Origin of the sequence: Pseudomonas sp. NPDC090208 (assembly GCF_044746785.1) — a bacterium.
Taxonomy (GTDB): Bacteria; Pseudomonadota; Gammaproteobacteria; order Pseudomonadales; family Pseudomonadaceae; genus Aquipseudomonas.
The window spans coordinates 372,456-392,987 of record NZ_JBIVCU010000005.1 but is presented as its reverse complement, the minus strand read 5'-3'; the positions used below and the strand labels follow the sequence as shown (position 1 = coordinate 392,987).

At 63.6% G+C, this 20,532-nt stretch carries 16 protein-coding genes and 1 pseudogene; 6 read left to right on the top strand and 11 right to left on the bottom strand.

Annotated features, from left to right (window positions below; translation table 11 throughout):
• Window positions 1-603: type VI secretion IcmF C-terminal domain-containing protein (locus ACIPL0_RS12120; protein ID WP_400731535.1), on the top strand; the 603-nt coding region annotated here is incomplete at its 5' end.
• A 365-nt stretch (window positions 604-968) separates the two neighbouring features.
• Window positions 969-2,891, top strand: coding sequence for a tyrosine-protein phosphatase (locus ACIPL0_RS12115; RefSeq protein ID WP_400602215.1), 1,923 nt, complete (start codon window positions 969-971; stop codon window positions 2,889-2,891).
• A 31-nt stretch (window positions 2,892-2,922) separates the two neighbouring features.
• Here the strand turns inward: ACIPL0_RS12115 and ACIPL0_RS12110 are convergent, their stop codons facing one another.
• From ACIPL0_RS12110 to ACIPL0_RS12095, 4 genes are all read right to left on the bottom strand, one after another.
• Window positions 2,923-3,903, bottom strand: coding sequence for a helix-turn-helix domain-containing protein (locus ACIPL0_RS12110; RefSeq protein ID WP_400602213.1), 981 nt, complete (start codon window positions 3,901-3,903; stop codon window positions 2,923-2,925).
• 313 nt (window positions 3,904-4,216) lie between these two features.
• Entirely contained in the window at window positions 4,217-5,653 is a 1,437-nt protein-coding gene (locus tag ACIPL0_RS12105; RefSeq protein WP_400602211.1) for an efflux transporter outer membrane subunit, read from the bottom strand.
• The gene (locus tag ACIPL0_RS12100) at window positions 5,650-7,230 is read right to left on the bottom strand and encodes a DHA2 family efflux MFS transporter permease subunit (protein WP_400602209.1); all 1,581 of its coding nucleotides are present in this window, start codon (window positions 7,228-7,230) and stop codon (window positions 5,650-5,652) included. Before ACIPL0_RS12100 ends, ACIPL0_RS12105 begins: the two co-directional genes overlap by 4 nt.
• Window positions 7,223-8,329 (bottom strand): HlyD family secretion protein, encoded by a 1,107-nt coding sequence (locus ACIPL0_RS12095; RefSeq protein ID WP_400602207.1) that lies wholly within the window; start codon window positions 8,327-8,329, stop codon window positions 7,223-7,225. Before ACIPL0_RS12095 ends, ACIPL0_RS12100 begins: the two co-directional genes overlap by 8 nt.
• A 100-nt stretch (window positions 8,330-8,429) precedes the next feature.
• Here ACIPL0_RS12095 and ACIPL0_RS12090 point away from each other — a divergent pair, with 100 nt between their 5' ends.
• Window positions 8,430-9,140, top strand: a complete 711-nt coding sequence (locus tag ACIPL0_RS12090; RefSeq protein ID WP_400602205.1) for a CerR family C-terminal domain-containing protein — start codon at window positions 8,430-8,432, stop codon at window positions 9,138-9,140.
• Window positions 9,141-9,334: 194 nt separating this feature from the next.
• Here ACIPL0_RS12090 and ACIPL0_RS12085 read toward each other — a convergent pair whose 3' ends face one another.
• Window positions 9,335-9,778 (bottom strand): hemerythrin domain-containing protein, encoded by a 444-nt coding sequence (locus tag ACIPL0_RS12085; RefSeq protein ID WP_400602203.1) that lies wholly within the window; start codon window positions 9,776-9,778, stop codon window positions 9,335-9,337.
• A gap of 207 nt (window positions 9,779-9,985) precedes the next feature.
• Between ACIPL0_RS12085 and ACIPL0_RS12080 the strand changes: the two genes are divergently transcribed.
• The 3 genes from ACIPL0_RS12080 to ACIPL0_RS12070 all read left to right on the top strand — a co-directional run bounded on the left by ACIPL0_RS12080 (window position 9,986) and on the right by ACIPL0_RS12070 (window position 13,929).
• On the top strand, window positions 9,986-10,927 hold the full coding sequence (locus ACIPL0_RS12080) for an aliphatic sulfonate ABC transporter substrate-binding protein (protein WP_400602201.1): 942 nt from the start codon (window positions 9,986-9,988) through the stop codon (window positions 10,925-10,927).
• A gap of 15 nt (window positions 10,928-10,942) precedes the next feature.
• On the top strand, window positions 10,943-12,268 hold the full coding sequence (locus ACIPL0_RS12075) for an LLM class flavin-dependent oxidoreductase (RefSeq protein WP_400602199.1): 1,326 nt from the start codon (window positions 10,943-10,945) through the stop codon (window positions 12,266-12,268).
• Between the two features lie 923 nt (window positions 12,269-13,191).
• Complete coding sequence (locus ACIPL0_RS12070) at window positions 13,192-13,929, top strand: alpha/beta hydrolase (RefSeq protein ID WP_400602197.1); 738 nt, start codon at window positions 13,192-13,194, stop codon at window positions 13,927-13,929.
• Window positions 13,930-14,104: 175 nt separating this feature from the next.
• Here ACIPL0_RS12070 and ACIPL0_RS12065 read toward each other — a convergent pair whose 3' ends face one another.
• The 6 genes and pseudogenes from ACIPL0_RS12065 to ACIPL0_RS12040 all read right to left on the bottom strand — a co-directional run.
• Entirely contained in the window at window positions 14,105-15,778 is a 1,674-nt protein-coding gene (locus ACIPL0_RS12065; RefSeq protein ID WP_400602195.1) for a BCCT family transporter, read from the bottom strand.
• Between the two features lie 280 nt (window positions 15,779-16,058).
• Window positions 16,059-17,306, bottom strand: a complete 1,248-nt coding sequence (locus ACIPL0_RS12060; RefSeq protein ID WP_400602193.1) for an MFS transporter — start codon at window positions 17,304-17,306, stop codon at window positions 16,059-16,061.
• A 72-nt stretch (window positions 17,307-17,378) separates the two neighbouring features.
• Complete coding sequence (locus tag ACIPL0_RS12055; protein WP_400602191.1) at window positions 17,379-17,750, bottom strand: ethanolamine utilization protein EutQ; 372 nt, start codon at window positions 17,748-17,750, stop codon at window positions 17,379-17,381.
• Window positions 17,747-19,075, bottom strand: a complete 1,329-nt coding sequence (locus ACIPL0_RS12050; protein WP_400602189.1) for an NAD(P)/FAD-dependent oxidoreductase — start codon at window positions 19,073-19,075, stop codon at window positions 17,747-17,749. The genes ACIPL0_RS12055 and ACIPL0_RS12050 overlap by 4 nt, the downstream gene beginning before the upstream one ends.
• A 10-nt stretch (window positions 19,076-19,085) precedes the next feature.
• Window positions 19,086-20,378 (bottom strand): FAD-dependent oxidoreductase, encoded by a 1,293-nt coding sequence (locus ACIPL0_RS12045; RefSeq protein ID WP_400602222.1) that lies wholly within the window; start codon window positions 20,376-20,378, stop codon window positions 19,086-19,088.
• Window positions 20,367-20,531, bottom strand: a pseudogene (locus ACIPL0_RS12040) (rubredoxin); the annotation flags it as partial. The gene ACIPL0_RS12045 and the pseudogene ACIPL0_RS12040, both read right to left, overlap by 12 nt.
• Window position 20,532 lies beyond the last annotated feature (1 nt).

Sequence of the window (20,532 nt, the reverse complement as noted above, 5' to 3'; positions counted from 1 at the left end):
CAATTGATCCGCGCCGATTCCGGGCGCATCGAACAGTTTTTGCAACGCCAGCTCACCGGCGTGCTGCGCAAGGAAGGCAACCGCTGGGTGGTCGATCCACAGAACGGTCAGGGCCTGAAGGTCAATCCGCAGTTTCTCAAGGCGGTCAACCAGCTCGCCCATCTCGCTGACGTGCTCTACACCGACGGCGGCATGGGGCTGAGTTTCGAGCTGCAAGGCAAGCCGGTGCGCGACGTGGTGCAGACCACCTTCACCCTCAACGGCGAACGCCATCACTACTTCAACCAGATGGAAAAGTGGCAGCGCTTCGGCTGGCCGGGCATCAGCCCACATCCGGGGGCGAACCTGACCTGGACCAGCGTCAGAACCGGCGAGCGGTTGTACGGCGACTTCGAAGGCACCTGGGGCCTGATCCGCCTGCTGGACAAGGCGCAGGTCACGCCACTGGACGACAGCGACAGCCGTTTCCGCATCGTCATCACTGCGCCGGACGGGATTGGTTTGACCTGGTACCTGCGCACGGAGCTGGGTGCCGGGCCGATGGCGTTGCTGACGTTGCGTAATTTCAAGATGCCCAAGCAGGTGTTTTTGGTGGGGCGGTAACCCCTGTAGGAGCTGGCTTGTCCTGCGACCTGACGCGAAGCGGCAGCAAACCCGGCTGATGCGGTGTATCAGGCAAACGGCGTTCTGTGGGTTTACGCCGGGTGCCCCGCCGGTCGCAGGACAAGCCAGCTCCTACAGGGATCGCTGCGGTTCAACCCGTAGCAGTTCGGCTTGCCGGCGGTGGCGACCGCGAGAATGCCACCGCCGGCAAGCCGGGCTGCTACGAAAAACCTCAAAACTCATACAAAACGCGCAGCAAACAGACCGATCGCGCAGTCAATTTCGTTTGCTTTGAATCTGTAATATTTCGTTTCGGACAAGTATCGATAGTAGCCAGCCCATCCTGTATCCATGGAGGCTACACAGTGTTTTCCCGCATCCTGCCGTCGTTGTCCGTTTTGACCCTTTCCATTGGTGCTGCTCACGCGGCTGATACCTACACGCTGGACACCCCGCGTCTGACCGGTATCGACAATTTCCGTGACATCGCCGGCACCACGACGGCCTATACCACTGCGCTGGACGGCACCATGCGTTCGGGGGTGTTCTACCGCTCCAATGCGCTGACGCCGACCGCTTCCGATCTGGCGACGCTCAATACCTTGGGCATCAGCGCGGTGTATGACCTGCGCACCGCCAGTGAGATCGCCGCGACCCCGGACACGCTGCCGACCGGCGCGACTTACACCAATATCGACATCATCGGCAGCGGTACGTCGGGTGCGAATATCACCACTGTGGCGGTCAGCAGCCCGGCGGAGGCGGTGGCGATGATGCAGCAGGCCAACCGTAGTTTTGTCAGCGATGCCGGGATGCGCAGTCAGTTTTCCGTGCTGTTCAATGATCTGGCCGGTGTCGATGGCGCCGCGCTGTTCCATTGCACCGCCGGCAAGGACCGTACCGGCTGGACCACCGCCGTGTTGCTGAGCATTGCCGGGGTCGACAGTGCCACCATCATGAGTAACTACCTGGCGACCAACGATTACACCGCCGACCGGGTCGCCGCGACGCTGGCGGCGATGCCGGCCAGCATGGCGGCGGTCTATGCGCCGTTGCTGGGTGTCGAGGCCAGTTACCTGCAAGCGGGCCTGGACGAGGTGACTGCCGAGTACGGCAGCATGGACAACTACCTCAAGCAGGGGCTGGGTCTGTCGCAGGAAACGATCTATGTGCTGCGCGGCAAGATGGTCTATTACAACAGCCTGCCGGGTCAGGTCGGGCTGGTCGGCAACGACGCTGCCGGTGCGGGTCTGCTGCAGCAACTGCAGAACAGCAGCCTGTCAGGCAACGACACCGCCTACAACTATTACCTGCAATCGGCGCTGGATGCCGGCAGCCTCGGCGGCGTGCAATCCACCGTGGGCGGTCAGGTGCATGCCGATGCCGCCAGTTATCTGCTGCGTCAGCCGACTGTGGTCGGCCAGGCTGCGGCAGCCTACACCAGCGGGGTCGATCTGAAAGACGGGCAGAGCCGTGTGTGGACCACGGGCCTGGCCGGCTACCTCGGCACCGACGGCTCGTCCCATGCCGCCAGCAGCAACGAACACACCCAGGGCACGCTGATCGGTCTGAGCCAGCGCTTCTCCAGTCAGTTGAGCGGCTATGCCGCCTTCGGCTACAGCCGTGGCACGGTGGCTGGGGCCGGTGGCGAGGCCGATACCGATCTGACCTTCGGTTCGATCGGCGCCCGGTTCGCGCCGGACGGTCTGGAGCGCGGCGTGTTCGTCGCCGCCGACCTCGGTGCCGGCTGGGTGGATTACAGCAGCAAGCGTGAGCTGGGCGGTGGACTGGGCGCAGCCAAGGGCGACACCCATGGCAACCTTGCCAGCGCGCAAGTGGCGTTGGGTTATCGCATGCCGATGAGCAGCGTGACGCTGGAGCCGAGCGTGGGCATGCGGGTCAGCCGCCTGGATCTGAACGGCTTCCAGGAGAAGGGCAGCGAGCTGGCGCTGGACGTCGACGGTCAGCAGACCACTCGCCGCAGCGCCTTTACCGACCTCAAGGCCTCCTTCGCGCCCATGGGCATTGGTGGTGGCTGGCAGTTGGTGCCCGGCGTGCAGGTGGGTTACGAGCATGTGTTGGGCGATCACCGCGTAGAAAGCGATGCCAGTCTGCTGGGCTTCGACGTGCAGCAGCGTGCGGCCTATGACAACCGCGACCAGTTCAGCGGCGCGGTCAATGTCATGGCCAGCCTCGGCGCGTTCAGCGTAGGTGCAGAAGCCGGTGCGGTGGGCGGTGGCGACAGCCACGGTTTCAGCGGCAGTCTCAAGGCCAGCTATCAGTTCTGACCGCCTTGTGATGGGGGCAGGCCTGCATCGCTCAGTGGCGGTGCAGGCCCTTGCGCACGTCCTGCGGGCGCAGGCCGTAGGCTTGCTGGAAATACTGGCTGAAGCGGCCGGCATTGGAGAAGCCCAGGCGCAGCGCCACTTCATTGACCGAGGATGAAGGCTCGCACTGCAACAGCTTCCAGGCGTACTCAAGGCGCACCTGGCGCTGATAGGCGACGATCGACGTGCCGACAAAGCGTTTGAAGCCTTCTTGCAGCGCGCGCAGGCTGACGTTGCTCAGCGCCGCCAGTTCGGTGCCGCTGACCAGCGTTTGCGGGTGTTCCTGCAGGTAATCCATCGCCAGTTTCACATGCCGTGGTGCGATGCCCGGTTGTGGCCGTTGCAGGTCTTCGCTGTAGCTGTGCGGCCACACCTCCAGCACGGCGTCGATGAGCATCTCTTGCAGGCGCTCCGGCATCAGGCTGCGGGCGTTGATCAGCGAGTCGGCCTCAACACTGGTGGCAAACCCCACCAGCGCTTTCAGTCCGTCAAAGGCCTTGTCGCTCAGGTCGACCCGAGACTGAAAGTGGATGGCCTTCATCACCGGCCGGCCCAGCAACACCGACAGGCGTTGCACGAACAGCCCGCGACGTATGGAAAAACCGTATTGGGTGTGGCCATCGAGCATCCGCACCGAGCGCATGTGCGATTTTTCCACGGCCAGCCCTACCGCGGGTGTGGCCACACTTTGTGTCAACAGGTTGGCGATCATTTGCCCGGTGGTGGGCAGGATGAAGCTGATTTCGTCGGCCATGTCCGGGGTGGCGAACGCCACGTCTCCGCCATAGCGCATGTGCCTGAAACTGACGCCGTCGTAGCGGCCATACACGCCGCAGACCCGTATCGGCGTTTCCTGCGCGGGGAAATTCGCATACAGATCGCCGAACACGCGGGAGAACAGCGCGCCGAATTCGTCGGCGTTCATGTCGTCGGAGCGGATGACGATGGGGTGGCGCAGCGCGGCTGAAATCATGGTTCGGCGGATCCGGAAGGCTGACGGAACACCGTCCGGCATCACGCCAGCCCGCGGAGCGAGGGGACGGCAATCCGTTGCACACGATGAACAGCGGCTCCGCGGGCGTGGGCATGCTGGCAGGGGGATATGACGAACGTGTGACAGGTTCGGGTGCAGGCATCACAAGGTCCGGCGGCAAACACGCAGCCCCCCTGTGGGAGCGAATTCATTCGCGAGGGGCCGGTCCGGTCGATACACATTCGTTGTCTGGAACACCGCATCGCGAATGAATTCGCTCCCACAGTTTTGAAGTCGGGGGAGGGCGTGAAATTTACAAGGTCCAGCCCAAGCCGAGGGCCTTGTGCAGCGAGGCGAAGTCCTTGAGCAGGGCGGCGTCGCCGGATATTCGGCTTTCCTGGGCCTGGTAGCGGGTGCGTTCGGCGTCGAGCCAGTCCAGCGTGCTGGCGGTGCCGGCGCGGTAGCGTTGGCGGGTCAGGTCGGCGGCGCGCACGGCCGAAGCTTCGACGGTGCGCAGCAGTACGACGTTTTCCCGCTGGTGGCCGTAACGGGCCAGGGCCACGTCGGCGTCGCGCAGGGCGCTCAGCACCACGCCTTTGTATTGGGCGAGCGCTTCGTCATGGCCGGCTTCGGCGCCTTCGACGCTGGCGGCAACCCGGCCGAAATCGAGGATGTTCCAGGTCAGTCGCGGCAACAACAGCCAGGTGCCGTTGCTTTGGCGCGCCAGGTGGCCGGGGTCGGCGGCGCTGAACGACAGGTCGCCGGTCAGGCTGAGTTTGGGGAACCAGTCGGCCTTTTTCTCGCCGATCTGCGCGTTGCTCGACGCCAGTGCGCGTTCGGCGACACGGATGTCGGGACGCGCCTTGAGAATCGCCGCCGGGTCGGCAAACGGCACTTGGCTCGGGATCGATGGCAGCGGACGAACCGGGTTGAGACGGCCATCCAGTTCGCCCGGTTCCAGACCACACAGCAGGCTCAGTTGATCGACCGACTCGACGATCGAACTCTGCAACGGCAAGCGCTGGGCGCGGGTATTTTCCGCCTGGGTCAGCACCTGTTCCAGTTGCAGTTGCGAGGCGACCCCGCGACTGCGCCGCTGTTGCGTCAAGTCCAGCGCCTGTTCCTCAATGGCGACACTGGCCTCGACCAGCGCCAGTCGGGCCTGCTGATCACGCAGGTCGGCGTAGGTCTGCACCACCTCGGCGGCCAGTTGCACTTGCGCGTCGGCCAGCCGCGCCTGGGTCGATTCGGCTTCGGCCCGCGCGGCTTCGATGGCGCGACGGTTGCCGCCGAACAGGTCGGCCTCCCAACTGGCATCGAAGCCAGCCAGATACAACGTCAGCGGACCGCGCCCACCACCGCCACCGCTGCCACCCAGCGCGGAAGTGTCCGGCGAGCGCAGTTTGAGCATGGCCGCATCGGCACTGATTTTTGGCAAGGCATCGGCACGCGAGCCGCTGAGGCTGGCGCGGGACTGACGCAAACGGGCTTGGGCTGTGGCGATGTCCGGGCTGTTTTTCAAGGCCTGCGCGACCAGTTCGTTGAGCTGTGTATCGCCCAGCGATTGCCACCATCGCGCGACGCCAGGCTCATGGGTGGCCGGGTTGTCGGCCTGATTGTTGCCATGGGGCAGGCGCCCGGCGGCCAGGGTTTTCGGCGCCACGTCGGGGGCGCCGTGGTAGTCCGGGCCTACGGTGCAGGCAGCCAGCAGGCCGGTGCCGAGCAACAGCGCGAGGGAACGGGAAATCATGGTCGGGAGCCTGCCTGCGCCGCGCGCTTTTTCAGGATGAAGATCAGCGGGAGGCAGGCGAGCATCGCCAGCCCCAGCAAGTGGAACGCATCGTTGTAGGCCATCACCGAGGCCTGCCGGGCAATGTCGCTGGCCAGTTGCATGAAGGCCTGCAATTGCGCAGTGGATGGATCACCGCTTTGCGCCAGGTAGCTGGCGGTGTTGCTCGCCATATGGTCCTGCGCCAACTGGCTGTTGGCGAGAATGCCTTCGCGCAGCCTGTCGTCGTGGAAGTGGCTGCGCCGGTCCATCAACACGCCGAGCAGCGCCAGGCCGATGGTGCCGCCGAGGTTGCGCGACATGTTGTAGAGCCCGGCGGCATCGCCGGCATGCTGCGCACCCACCGCGCGCATCGACAACTGGCTGAGCGGCATCATCACCAGAATCTGGCCGAAGCCGCGCAGCAGCTGCGACAGCACGAAGTCATGGCCGACGCTGTCGGTGGTCAGCGTGGTGTCGACAAAACAGCTGGCCCAGTACAGCAACAGGCCGGCGCCGACCATCAGGCGCAGGTCATAGCGACCGAGCATCTTCGGCAGGAACGCCATCAGCAGAAACGCCGGAATGCCCGACAGCAACATGATCGAGCCGGACTGCTGCGCGTTGTAGCCTGACAGTACGCCGAGAAATTGCGGCACCAGATACGCCGTGCCGTACAGCCCGGCGCCGACGGCGGTGGCGATCAGCAGGACGCTGCCGAAGCTGCCGTTGAGCAGCAGTTGCAGGCGCAGGATCGGCGTACTTGAGCGCAACTGGCCAACGGCGATCAGGAAGAAACCGACCACCGTGGCGATGCTCAGCCAGATGATCAGCAGCGAGTCGAACCAGTGTTCGCGCTGGCCTTCCTCCAGCACCACGGTCAGCGAACTCAGGCCCATGGCCAGGCCGACAATGCCCAGCCAGTCGGCCTTGATGAAACGCTCAAGGTTCATCGGCTCGCGGGGCAGGCCGGTCAGCAGCAGGGTGATCAGGGCGATGGCGATAGGCAGGTTGAGAAAGAAACACCAGCGCCAGTCGATGTTTTCCGTGAGCCAGCCACCGATCACCGGCCCCATCAGCGGCCCGAGAATCGCGGTCATGCCGAACAGCGTGGTGCCGATCGGCAACTGGTGAGCCGGCAGGCGGGTGCGGACGATGGTCTGCGCGGTCGGGATCATCGCACCACCGGCAAAGCCCTGGCCGATACGGCCGGCGATCATCGCACCGAGGCTCGACGACAGGCCGCAGAACATCGAGAAGAAGGTGAACATCAGCGCCGTGCCGATCAGGAAACGGCGCAGGCCGAACACCCGTGTCAGCCAGGCCGCCAGCGGAATCATGACGATTTCCGACATCAGGTAACCGGTGGCGATCCAGGTGCCTTCGGTGCCAGTGGCGCCGATCTGCCCCTGAATCTGCGGCAGCGCGGAGTTGGTGATGGAGATGTCCAGGGTCGCCAGCAGTGCCCCCAGCGAACCCGCCGCCACCGCCAGCCAATCCGTCAGCGAGGCGTTCTGCGGCGTGTCCGCCGGCATCGCCGTCACGCTCAACTCAGCCATGGCTGGCGTCCGCCGCGTGGCTACGGGTGTCTACTTCGACGGTCGCCGACAGGCCGGGCACCAGCGCCGCGCGCACGTCGTCGGGCACGTCGAGGCTGATGCGCACGGGCACCCGCTGGACGATCTTGGTGAAGTTGCCGGTGGCATTGGACGGCGGCAGCAGGGCGAATTGCGCACCGGTGCCGGGTGCGAGGCTGTCGATGTGGCCTTGCAGGTCGCGGCCCGGCAGCGCATCGACATGCACGGTGACGGTCTGGCCGGGGCGCATGTCGCCGATCTGGGTTTCCTTGTAGTTGGCGGTCAGGTAGATCGCGCTCACCGGCACCACGGTCAGCAGGCGCGTGCCCGGCTGCACGTATTGGCCGACGCGCACGCCACGGTCGGCGATGCGGCCGTCCAGCGGGCTGACGATCACTGCGTCGTCGACGTCGAGCTGGCTCTGCGCTTCGCTGGCTTTGGCGACACCGAGCTGCGCCTGCGCCTGTTTGAGCTGGGCTTGCAGGGTGCCGTAACGGGTCTGGCTGGAGCGCAAGGCTGCCTGTTTTGCCGCCAGCGTGCTGCGGGCCTGAGCCAATTGGTTGTTGAGTTGTGCCAGGCGTTCTTCCGGCTCGGCGCCCGAACGCGCCAATGGGGCGTAGCGAGCGACCTCGGTCTGGGCATGACGAACATCCGCTTCGGCGCCCTGCAATTGCGCCTGAGCTTCGGCAATCGTCGAATCCTGTTGCGTCAGATCGGCCTGGGCCTTGGCCAGATCCGCCGTGCGCGCTGCGATGGTGGCCGAGGCCTGATCGCTGATTGCCTGATACTTGCGGGCATCCAGACGCACCAGCACATCGCCCCGTTTGACTGCCTGGTTGTCGCTGACCAGCACTTCACCGACGTAACCGCTGATCTTCGGCGCGACGCTGATGCTGTCGGCTTGCAGGTAGGCGTCGTCGGTGGTTTCGATGAAGCGACCGGCGAGCCACCACCAGGCGCCCCAGACCAGCCCGCCCGCCAGCGCCACCGTGACCAGGGTCAGCAGAATCCGTCGGGCCTTGCCGCGCTGAGTGCGGGTGTCCTCGGACAGGACTTGAGGGGAGGGTGGCGCGGCGGACATGGGGGTGGCTCCAGATTTATATCAGTCGGAATAAATTCAGCGCTTCGCCAATTTTTGTCAACTGGTATATTTTTGTCCGGGTATCCGAGGGGAGCTGCACATGGCACGACACAAACCGGCCGCCGAAGGGGGCTATCAGCGCGGTGAAGAAACCCGCGCGCGCATCATCGAGGCCGCCGTCGAGGTGTTCGCCGAGCGCGGCTACGACGGCGCGTCCACCCGCGATATCGCCAGCGCGGCGGGGGTCAACACGCCTGCTTTGCAGTACTACTTCGATGGCAAGGAAGGGGTTTACCTGGCCTGCGTCGAGCACATGATCACGCGGATGTGGGGGATCATGGGTGACTCGGTCACGGCAGCGGAACAGGCACTGGAGCAGGCCGATGTCGACGACGAGACCCTGATCGAGCGCTCGCTGGGGATTCTCGGCACGGTGATTTCAACCATTCAGGACAGCCCGCAATCGACTATCTGGCGGGCCTTTCTCGACCGCCATCAGGCCGGCCTGTGCCCGGAGAGCGCGACGACCGCCTTTGAAGAACGCTTCAAGGCCCGCGTTGGTGCGGTGATCCGGCGGTTGATTGCCCGTCTGGCGGGTTTCGAGGTCACCGATGAACGCACGGTGATTCATTCGATGGCGCTGTTCACCCAGGGGCTGGCGTTCCGCGTGCAGAAGCCGAAATTGCTCGAAGCCTTGAAGTGGACCGAAGTCGGACGGGCAGAAATGGAGCGGGTCAGGGACGTGGTCCTGACCCAGGCGCGTTTTACTCTGGAGGGGTTAGTGCGTTTGCGTGGTGATGGACGTCAGTAAGCGGAGCAGGCTGTTGATTCTGCCGAAGGCGTAGGAGCGTGGCTAGCCCGCGATCTGGCGCGCAGCGGCAGTCAATCATGCGAGCACGTTTTGCCAGACCCCCGCGTACACAGGGTTGATTGCCGGTTCCCGGCAAATCGCGGGCAAGCCACGCTCCCACGGGCTGCGCCCAGAATCGGAAGGGCGATAAGCCCTCAAGCCTCCGCCAGTTGCTCCTCGTATTCCTTCACATAACCGCCGGCGAGGCTTTCTTTCTGCTTGTCATTGAGCAGTTTGCCGGCCATCTGAAAGAACTTCTGTTCCTCTTCCTCCAGATGGTGATGAACCTTCTCCGACAGTTTCTTCGCGGCGGCCAGCCAGGCGGGGCTGGACATCTCGGTGTCATCCAGCGTCTCCATCATTTCGTCCATCTCATGGTGCTCGGCGATGGCGTGGCGGCTGAGGTCGACGCCGTTGTCGTATTTCATCAGCGGCACGTAGAAGAAGCGCTCTTCGGCGGTTTCGTGGGCCTGCAATTCGGCCTTGAGCTGCTTCCAGGCCTCCGCGCGGGCCTTGCTTTCACCGTGGGTGTGGATCAGCGCCTTGGCGTAACCGCGTTGCCGTTCATGGCTTTCTCTCAGGGCTTCAAAGATGTTCACGGGCGATGTCCTCATTCGGCTGTATGGATGCTTCTTGCTAGACCACACTGTGTCTTCGGACGTTCAACCGGCGTTGCGACATAAGCTTAGATCCATACGTTTCTTTCATAATCCTCCGTGTTTTTTATAATCAAAACGACTTTCAGAATCGGCGCTCATGCTTTTCCGTGCTGAGCATTTCACTTCCTCGAACATCAAAGGATTGCCATGTCCCTTCGTAAGCTTCTGGTCACGGCGGCGCTGCTGCTGACGACCGTCACGGCCCATGCCGAGCAGGTCATCAACATCGGTTATCAGCGCTCGTCGACGCTGTGGATTCTGCTGAAGAACGACGGGCAGATCGAGGAACGCCTCAAGCCGCTGGGCTTTACCGTCAAATGGCACGAGTTCAGCAGCGGGCTGCTCAGCGCGATCAACGCCGGCAGCGTCGATCTGCATGCCGACGTGGCGGATGCGTTCGCGTTGTTCACCCAGGCCGCCAATGCACCGCTGACCTACTACGCACGGGAAAACCCGTCACCGACCGCTCAGGCGATCATCGTCCAGGACAACTCGCCGATTCGCAGCGTCGCCGATCTCAAGGGCAAGACGGTAGCGGTATCGAAAGGCTCCGGCAGCCACTTTCTGCTGATCTCGGCGCTGAAGAAGGCCGGTCTGACCCTGGACGACATCACCGTGCGTTACCTCGAAGCGCCGGATGGCGTGGCGGCGTTCTCCAGTGGCAACGTCGACGCCTGGGCCATCTGGGACCCGTTCCTCGCTACCCAGCAACGTGAACACCATGTCCGCGTGCTGGCTGACGGCAGCCATGGCGTGGCGAACTACAACCGTTTCTATGTCGCCAATACCAGCTTCGCCAAGGCACATCCGGAAGTGCTGCAAGTGGTGTTCGACACCCTGCGTCAGGCCGGCCAGTGGGTCAAAGGCCATCCGCAGGAAGCGGCGAAAAACCTCGCGCCGCTGTGGGGCAACATTCCGCCGGAAACCGTCGAGCTGGCCAACAGCCGCCGCAGCTACGACATCGTCCCGGTCAAGATCGACCAACTGGCCGAGCAGCAGCGCATCGCCGACCTGTACTACGCGGCAAAGATGATTCCGCAGCCGCTGCAGATTTCCAACATCGCGGTCTGGGTACCGCAGAGCAAATAAGTCAGGAGCCGGTTCATGAGTCGTCAAATTCACCTGTCCGCCTTCCTGCTGAGCGGCCCGGTCATTCACAGCCACGCCGCGTGGCGTCATCCTGAAACCCAGGGCAATTACCTGGACCCTGAGTACTACGCGCGCACGGCGAAAGTGGTGGAGGAGGGGCTGTTCGACTTCCTGTTCTTCGCCGACCGTCTGGCCGTGGGCGACCAGATGGGCGGCTCGCGAGAGCTGGCGCTGCGTTACGGCGCACAGGATGCAACGCGGCTCGACCCGATGCCGATCCTGTCGTACCTGATCGGCCAGACCAGCAAGCTGGGCCTGGGCGCCACCCGCTCGACCACCTATTTCGAGCCAGCCCATATCGCCCGCTCGTTTGCCACCCTCGATCACCTGTCCAAGGGCCGGGCGGCGTGGAACATCGTCACCTCGATGAACGACAGCGAAGGGCGCCTGTTCGGCAAGGACAAACATCTGGAGCACGACCTGCGTTACGACCGCGCCGACGAGTTCGTCGAAGTGGCGCTGAAACTATGGAACAGCTGGGGCCCGGATGCGCTGAAACTCGACCGGGAAAACGGCGTACTCGCCGACCCGGCCAAGGTCACGTCGGTGCAGCATCAGGGCGAGTGGTTCAAGGTCGAAGGGCCGCTGAACATCCCGCGCTCGCCGCAAGGCCGGCCGGTACTGATCCAGGCCGGCTCGTCCGGACGCGGACGGCGTTTCGGCGCGCGCTGGGCCGAGGCGATCTTCACCATCCATCCACACTTGCGCGCCATGCAGGCCTTCCGCGAAGACGTGCGCGGCCAAGTGGTGCAACAAGGACGAAGCGCCGACAGCTGCAAGGTACTGACTGCGGTGATGCCGTTCATTGGCGGCAGCGAAGCCGAAGCGCGGGCCAAGCGCGACAGACACAACGCCCTGGCGCGACCTGAACTGGGGTTGGTGACACTGGCGTCGCAGCTGAACGTCGACCTGTCGCCGTTTTCGCTGTCGTCCACCTTGGCGGAAGTCGCCCGTTCGCCGTCGATCCACCCGGCGGCTGCCGAAAAACTGCTGGCGCAAGGTGCGGACCTTACGCTGGAAGCGCTCGGCCGGATCTTCGCCAGCAGCGTGCGCGTGCCGCAACTGGTCGGCACCGGCGCGCAAATCGCCGACCAACTGGCCGAACTCTTCACCCAGGGCGGCTGCGACGGTTTCGTGATCTCGCCCGCGTATCTGCCGGGCTCGTTCAGCGAATTTGCCGAAAGCGTCATCCCGCACCTGCAACGCAAGGGACTGTTCCGTACAGCGTATGAAGGCTCGACTCTGCGTGAGCATTTGGGGTTGGAAGAATTGCAGGGTTGAGTGGGGTGACGTGCTGTTGTGGGTGATCAGTCGAAAACAGTGTTGTCTGGACTGACGCTATCGCGAGCAGAGCTCCCTCCCACGGATGGGGGATGTTTGTGATGTCTTGGCATGGCAAGACTGCCAATAGCATCACCTCAATCTCCCGTAGGAGCCGGCTTGCTGGCGAACATGGCAGATAAGACACCGCAGGGTTGACTGACCTGACGCCTTCGCCAGCAAGCCGGCTCCTACGGCCTTCGGCCAGAATCAAAGGCAGATGGTGTTCACCAATCCGTGGCAGTCCGGCTTGCTGGCGGTGGCGATCTTGAGGACGCCTTCGCGGGCGAGACCGCTCCCACAAGGAGAAATGCGATCACTCACAAACGAGAGGTCGGACGTTAGTCCGCCTCGGCGCGAGATTTTGATCTGGCTTTTGATGTTGGGGCCCCGTCCCAGAAGGCCGAACGCAGGCGATGTGGAGTGGCGCCGAGCGGCATGGATGCCGCGAGAGCCGCGTGGGCCATGGATGGCCCATTCGCGGCGGGCCCACGGAGCGTCGCCGGAGTGAGGGCACATCGAGCCTAGGCGAGATGCCGTATGGCGGGGTAAGGAGCCCTTGGTTACTTGGGGCTCTTCCAAGTAACTCGCCGTCAGGCGAAACCAAGCTGCGTTAGCAGCTACAGCAATCAGTCAGACACACCGCAGGCACAGGTTTTACGACGACTTCGGTCGGACGCGACCCCGGCGCGCTCGCAGGGCAAGCCAGCTCCTACAGTTGATCGCGGGCAAGCGCGCTCCTACAGGCGCTCGCAGGACAAGACCGCTCCAACAATCGGCAATCGGTACAGCAAACTGACAGCATCCCTTGATCGATTTCGGGCTGACAACACAGACATGCTGCGTATGATGGGCCCGACGTTTTCTCAAAGGGCCCGTCCTCAATGATGAAGTTTTTCGCCGCCTTGCTCTGCGTATTCGCAGGCTTCGCCCATGCCGATCCCGCCGTGCTCACCGACCTCGCCTTGCCTTACCTCGCCGCCGCGCCCGCCGACAGCAAGGACAAACCCCTGATCATCTTCCTCCACGGCTACGGCAGTGACGAACGTGACCTGTTCGGCCTGCGCAGCGAACTGCCCCAGGACTACACCTACCTGTCCGTACGCGCGCCGCAGGAAGTCGATGGCGGTGGCTACAAGTGGTTCAGCCAGGACACTGACCAGGCCGAATACGAAGGCGTGACCAGCGACGTCGACAAAAGCACCGACCTGCTGCGCACCTTCATCGAACAGGCCACCGAAAAATACGCCACCCAACCGGACAAAGTGATCCTGGTCGGCTTCAGCCAGGGCGCGATGATGAGCTACCAGATCGGCCTGCAATACCCGCAGATGGTCCGCGGTATCGCACCGCTGAGCGGCAAGATCCTCGCCGCCCTTAACAGCCGTCTCAAACCGGACGACAGCCTCAAGCCGCTGAAGGTCTTCATCGGCCACGGCGCCGCCGACAACCGCGTGCCGTTCACCGGTGCCAGCGAAGCGCGCACGGTACTGGAGAACCTGCTGATCAGCCCGGAATTTCATTCGTACGCCGGGGCCGGGCATACCATCACCACGGCTGAGGTCGCTGATTTGAAGAAGTGGCTGCAGGCTCAGCTGGCCGCGAACCAGGCTCGGCTTTGACCGGGCACAGCGCCAGGCGTGAGGGCTGCTGGCGTTGCGTGACATGATCCACCGCTTTCGCGACCCTCGTGACCTCGGATCCCTCCCACTGTGATCAGGGTGTCGAACACCCTGCGATCTTCAGTGGGAGGGGCAGCGATTCAGATGTCCATCGCTGCCGTTGTGACGACGATCATCAGGCCGTGGCCGGTGATCGTTCCGGGTTGATGTTGCGCTGCCTGGCGTGGGCCACGGGCTCGCCCGGCAAGCTGTCCAGGGCGGGTGTCCAGGCCGGCACGCTCGGCATTTCCTTGCGCAGACTGTGAATCAGCGTGCCGGACATCACCGTCAGCAACAGTGCGATGGGCAGGCCGGCGGCGATACTTGCCATCTGAATCGCCTTGAGCCCTCCCGCCAGCAACAGCCCCGCCGCAATCGCGCCTTCCAGAATGCACCACAGCAAGCGAATCCAGTTTGGCGGGTTGGTGCTGCCCAGCGAGCACAGGGTGCACAGCACCTGCGTGCCGGCATCGGCGGTGGTGACGAAGTGCACGCCGAGCAAGACGCACACCAGAATCGACAGGGCGGCGCCGATGGTCTGGCCGTCGAGCGTCTGCAACAGGGTGAACATGGCTGCCGTGGTTTCTTTCTTGGTGGCCAGCAGTACCGAGCCGCCTTCGAATTTCGCCTGGTCTTGTGTCACTTGCTGCGCAGCGGCGGCGGTCTGATAGGCCTGGCGGTCCTGCTGCTCGTTCTTCAGCGCCGCGCCGCCGAACACCGACATCCACAGAATGGTCACCAGCGTCGGCACGATCAGCGCGCCGATCACCAGTTCACGAATGGTGCGGCCCTTGGAAATACGGGCAATGAACAGGCCGACAAACGGCCCCCAGGTCATCCACCACGGCCAGTAGAACGCCGTCCACCAGTTCTGCCATTCGGTGTCTTTCTGCGCGTCCATCCAGAAGCTCAGGCCGACAATGTTCTGCACATAGTCACCCGTGGACTCGAACATCAGATTGAGGATGTAACGGCTCGGGCCGATGGCGAGCACCGCGAGCATCAGGGCGAAAGACAGGTACATGTTCAGCGTGGAAATACGCTTCATGCCTTTGGACAGACCGGCTACCAGCGAAACGCAGGCCACCACACTGACAAACAGGATGATGGACAGCTGCAGCCCGACACTGACCGGCACACCGAAGACGTTATGCAGGCCGGTGTTGATCTGGACCACGCCCAGGCCCAGCGACTGGGAAACGCCGAAAGCGGTAATCACCACGCCCATGATATCGACCACATGGCCGATCCAGCCGTAGATGCGCTCGCCGATCAGCGGATACAGCAACGAGCGCAAGGCCAGTGGCAGACCTTTGCGGTAGGCGAAGTAGGCCAGGCTCAGGCCGATCATGGAGAAAATCGCCCATGGGTGCAGGCCCCAGTGGAACAGGGTGATGCGCATCGCCAGCGTCGCGGACTCGTCGGTCAGGCCCTTGGAGAACGGGTTGTCGGCGTAGTGCAGCATCGGTTCGGCCACCGACCAGAAGATCAGGCCGATGCCCATGCCGGCGCTGAACAGCATCGCGATCCACGAGGCGAAGCTGAATTCGGGTCGGTCATGTTCGCCGCCCAGTTTGAGATTGCCGAAACGGCTGATGGAGATATACAACAACAGGCCAAGTACACCGCTGATCAACGCGATGTAATACCACTTGAAGTTGTGAAGAATGAACACCGAAGCCATTTCAAAGGCTTTGGAAGATTGTTGGTCGTTAAACGCACAAAACACGACGAACATGATCACCCCGATCAGGGAGGCGACCGTGACTGTCGGATTAAGGCCTTTCAATATGCCGGATTGCGCACGCACTGTTATCCCCTTTTGTTCTTGTTCAAGGGTTAGTTGTTATTCCGCAGGAAGTTGATCGCCTGATATCGAGGGATATCAGGGCATGTCACTGTGTGTCTGCAGGTTTGTTTCGGTCTGTCCCGGTGTTGGCATCGCGGCCAAGATGATGGAAGCCCGGCCACTGTTCAAACCATATTTAATCACCCGTTCATGAGAAAAACACATCAATGTAAGGACGCTCTTCCTTGACATGTCAGGCGGCCGGCGAGTGTTCGCCAGCCGCCAGATGACACAGACGTTTTCAACGCGGCTCGATCCGCTCAGGCACGGGTTCGCCCACTGACATCAGACTGGAACTGGCGATGCCGTTGGGGATGACCACGTGCTGCAGCGGTGCGTCGTCTTGCAGGTGCTGGCCGGTGACTTTTGCCTGGCCGACGCACAGCGCCAGGAGCAGGGCGCTGCCGGCGTAGAAACCGTAAAAAATCGACGCATCGAGGTATTCCATCATGGCGCCGGCGATCAAGGGTCCGACACAGGCGCCAATGCCGAAGGTGATCAGCAGCATGCCCGACAGCGACACCCGCAAGGCCGACTCCATGTTGTCGTTGGCCAGCGCCACGCCCAGTGGGTACAGGCAGAACTGCAAAAAGCCGATGGCCGCGCCGAAACACAGCAGGGTGATGAACGACGGGCTTCGATCGAGCGCCAGCGGCAGGCTGATGACGATCAACAGCACGGCCACGGCACGGATCAGGCTGGCGCGCGGCAGGCGATCGGAGAGCCATCCCAGTGGCAACTGCGCCAACAGTCCAGCGGCAATCGACAGCGCCATGAACTGCCCGACCTGCGCGGTGCTGAGCCCCTGCTTGCTGGCATAGATTGCCGCCAGGCCATAGAAGCTGCCGTTGAGCATGCCCGACACCAGCACGGTGACCAGCGACTGCGGAATCCGTTTCAGGAACAGGCGCACGTCGATGGAGGTTGCTGGCACGGCCTGAGGGTGCATGCTGCGGGTCAAGGCCACGGGCACCGAGCCCAGGGCGAAGACCATGGCCACGCCGAGCAGGGCACGGATGCCCAGGTCTTCATCCAGGCTCAAGGCCAGATTGCCGAGCATCATGCCGACGTAACTGGCAACCATGTACAGCGCCAGCACACTGCCGCGCTGCTCGGTCCTGGCCTGGTCGTTGAGCCAGCTTTCCAGCACCATCAACTGGCACATCATCGCCAGCCCGACCAGACCTCGCAGCACCAGCCAGAATGGCAGTGCCGTGCTGAATTCATGGGCCAGCACCGCTGCCGAAATGATCCCGGCGCAGGCCGTGTAGGTGCGGATATGGCCGACCCGGGCGATCAGGCTGCGTCCGACCCATCCACCGGCCACCATGCCCAGCGCGTTGGCGGCCATCAGCGCGCCGCCTGCGGTTTCCGCCGCGCCGGCCATGTTCAGGCGCAACGCCAGGTAGGTCATCAGCAGCATCGAGCCCAGTTGCATCATCAGGCTGGCCAAATACAGCGCGCCGAACGTTTTCGTCAGTCGAAACACGGTGCCGATTCCGGAAAAAAAGAGAAGGTGAAGTCCGGACGCGCAGCGTGGCTGCGGGTCCGGGTAGAAGGCTCAGGCCAGGCCGTGAAGGGCTTTCCAGTTGCCGGGATGCACGACGTAGCCGAACAGCGCATGGCCGCCATACACCAGCTCGGTACCTTCGGGAATCCACAGCAACTGGCCGGGCGTGACCTGGAACAGCTCATCGCCGACCTGCAGTTCGAAGCAGCCTTCGATCACGAAGATCACTTCGTCGTACAGCACCGTCCAGGCCACCTGCGCGCCTTCCCAGCGGGCGAAGCCGACGCCGATGTTCGGCGAGACTTCGTTGCTCAGGGCCCGGGCCACCCAGGCGGCGCCGGGCGGGCCGCCGCGAAAGGTGAATTCCAGGTCTTGATGGTCGATGCGCAGCACCGGCTTTTTGACTTTTCCGGCGGTGCTCATAGCTCGCTCCGGCTGTTCCACGCCGCCAGGTGAATGCGCGAACGCACACCCAGCCCGAGGAACGGCTCCGGCGGGTTGAGCGATGGCATGCCGGTGACCGCGCGGATGTCGTCCAGTTGCGAGGACTCGGCGCCCACCGCCATGTCTGCCAGCAGAGTGCCGGAAATGGTGCCCCACGCCGCGCCGACGCCGTTGTCACAGGCCGAGGCATGGACGCCGGGCTCCAGCTCGCCGAAGAAGTTGGTGAAGTTGCGCGAGATCGCGTAGACCCCGCCCCAGGTGTGAGTGAACGGTACGTCGGCCAGTTGCGGGAATCGCGCCTTGAACGCCTTGCGGTGCGACTCGCGGATCCTCAAGCGCATGCCGTCGCTGGTGCTGCGTCCGTACTTGGGCACGTGCTTGTAGGTGTTGCGGATGATCAGGCGGCGGTCCTGGGTCATGCGCACCGTGGTGCCGGCGTGGTCCGCCGGGGTCAGGCCCCAGTCCAGTTGGCCGCCGTAAGTGGCCAGCTCGGCATCGGTCAGCGGGCGGGTCCAGCTGGCGAAGGTCATCACCGGCAGCAAGCGGTTACGCAGGTAGCCGAACTCCTGGGTAAAGATGCTGGTGCCCAGCAACAGTTGCGGCGCGCGGATCACGCCGTTGCTGCCGTGCAGAATCCAGCCGCCGCGACCGTCTCGCTCCAGGCGTTGGATCGGCGACTCCTGCAGCAACTCGACGTTGTCCGGCAGGCTGCGGGCAAGGCCGGTGACCAGTGCCGCCGGTTGCATCAGGTAGCAGCCCGGCGTGTAGATCGCGCCGCTGTAATGGCGGGTGCCCAGCACGCTGGCCAGCTCGCTGGTGCCGACCCGACGGAACGGTTCGCCCAGATCGGTCATCAGCCGTTCGAAGTGATCCAGATAGGCCATGCCACGAGGGCCGACCGCGCCCTGATACTTGCCGGCGTGGGACCACTGGCAATCGATGTCGTGTTGCTGGATCAGCCCCTGCAGCTGCGAGATGGCCGAGCGGTTGAGCGACAGCAAGCGCTGTTTATGCGCGGGGTCCGGATGCTCCAGCGCAAACTTGTGGGGCAGGTCGATGACAAACCCCGAATTGCGTCCCGAAGCACCGTGGGCCACGCGCTGCGCGTCGACCAGCAGAATCCGCGCCTGCGGGTGATGCAGCGCCAGGCGGCGGGCGGCGGCGAGGCCGGCGAAGCCTGCGCCGATCACCGCGTAGTCGGCTCGTTGCTCGCCGGACAGGCGGGTCACGGCCGGTTGTTCAGGCAAGGCTGCGTACCAGCCGCAGCTTGCGTCGTCATAAGGCAGATTGATCGAGTTTTTCATGGGGGCGGCCTCAGGCGAGCTCTTGCTGAGTGGTCTGACAGGACTGCAGCAATACGCTGCGCTGTGTTTGCGCGTGGCGACCCAACAGGGCAAAGCCGTTGAGCCTGCCGTCGGCGTCATAAAAGCTGGCGCTCATGCCATCAGGTGTCGGCGTGCAGCGCCATTCGCCAGTGGTACCCGGCACCAGCAGGCACAGTGGTGCAGCCGGGGTTTTCACGGTTACCGGCATCAACGGGTAATCGACGGCCGTGGGCTGGCCGAGCAGGGTTTTGCTCAGTGCCTGGATGCCCTGGTTGATCGGCGCCAGATACGGCAGCAGTTGGCCGTCGATTTCGATGCAGTCGCCCAGCGCATAGATGCCCGGTACCGAGGTCTGCAGTTCGGCGTTCACCTGAATGCCGCGCCCGACAGCAAGGCCGGCGCTCTGCGCCAGGCTCAGATCAGGCCGCAGCCCGACCGCCGACAGCACCAGATCCGCCGTCAGCGTCTGGCCGTCGGCGAGTGTCAGAACATAGCCCTGGTCACTGGATTCAATGGCCTCCACGGTGTTCTGCAAGTGCCAGCGCACGCCCAGATCGCTCAACGCCGTTTGCAGCAGTTGCCCCGTTTCCACCGGCAGCAGGCGCTCCATCGGCCAGCGCCCGAGGCCGATGACATCGACGCTGAAACCGTTGTGCGCCAGGTCGTTGGCGAACTCGCAGCCGATCAGGCCGTCACCGAGGATCGCCACCCGCTGCACGCCGGTCAGGCGCTCGCGGAAGTGCCGGTAATCCTGCAGGTTGTTGACGCTGACCATGGCCTGCGCCTGGCCCTTAATCGGCAGGCGGATCGGTTGCGCGCCGCTGGCAATCACCAACTGGCCGTATTCCATGTCACCGAAGCTGGTGTGCAAACGCCGCGCCGCGCTGTCGATGCTCTGCACCGTGCAGTGCGGATAGACGCGGATGTTCAGGCGCTTTTCAATCGCCAGCGGCGACTCACCGGCCAGCGCTTCGGCGCTCTTGCCTTGAGACAGGCCGATGGACAGCGCCGGCTTGGAATACAGGTGACCGGATTCCTGGGTCAGCACGCGGATTTCGACCTGCGCATCTGCCTTGCGCAATGCTTGAGCCAGGCCATAACCGGCATAACCGCTGCCGATGATGACGATGGGCTGACGTGGCGCTACGGTTGCAGCCGAGGTCGCCACCGCAGCTTTTGCGATCACTGTTTTCGCGATCACTGGCACGGCCACGGCGGGAGGCGGGGTGCCGACCGGCACGCTGGCGGTGACGGCCTGGGTGTGTTCGCTGATGTCGAGCATCTCGAAATCAGCCTTGCCGACGTGGCATTCCGGGCAGACCCAGTCTTCCGGCACATCTTCCCAGCGCGTGCCGGCGACGATGCCGTCATCCGGCCAGCCCAAGGCTTCGTCGTAAATCAGGCCGCAAACGATGCACAGCCAAGTCTTGAACATG

Coding starts and splice junctions, on each gene's coding strand:
- ACIPL0_RS12110 (WP_400602213.1), bottom strand. CDS start 3,903: ATGATTTCAGCCGCGCTGCGCCACCCCATCGTCATCCGCTCCGACGAC.
- ACIPL0_RS12105 (WP_400602211.1), bottom strand. CDS start 5,653: ATGATTTCCCGTTCCCTCGCGCTGTTGCTCGGCACCGGCCTGCTGGCT.
- ACIPL0_RS12100 (WP_400602209.1), bottom strand. CDS start 7,230: ATGGCTGAGTTGAGCGTGACGGCGATGCCGGCGGACACGCCGCAGAAC.
- ACIPL0_RS12095 (WP_400602207.1), bottom strand. CDS start 8,329: ATGTCCGCCGCGCCACCCTCCCCTCAAGTCCTGTCCGAGGACACCCGC.
- ACIPL0_RS12090 (WP_400602205.1), top strand. CDS start 8,430: ATGGCACGACACAAACCGGCCGCCGAAGGGGGCTATCAGCGCGGTGAA.
- ACIPL0_RS12080 (WP_400602201.1), top strand. CDS start 9,986: ATGTCCCTTCGTAAGCTTCTGGTCACGGCGGCGCTGCTGCTGACGACC.
- ACIPL0_RS12075 (WP_400602199.1), top strand. CDS start 10,943: ATGAGTCGTCAAATTCACCTGTCCGCCTTCCTGCTGAGCGGCCCGGTC.
- ACIPL0_RS12070 (WP_400602197.1), top strand. CDS start 13,192: ATGATGAAGTTTTTCGCCGCCTTGCTCTGCGTATTCGCAGGCTTCGCC.
- ACIPL0_RS12055 (WP_400602191.1), bottom strand. CDS start 17,750: ATGAGCACCGCCGGAAAAGTCAAAAAGCCGGTGCTGCGCATCGACCAT.
- ACIPL0_RS12050 (WP_400602189.1), bottom strand. CDS start 19,075: ATGAAAAACTCGATCAATCTGCCTTATGACGACGCAAGCTGCGGCTGG.
- ACIPL0_RS12045 (WP_400602222.1), bottom strand. CDS start 20,378: ATGCTCGACATCAGCGAACACACCCAGGCCGTCACCGCCAGCGTGCCG.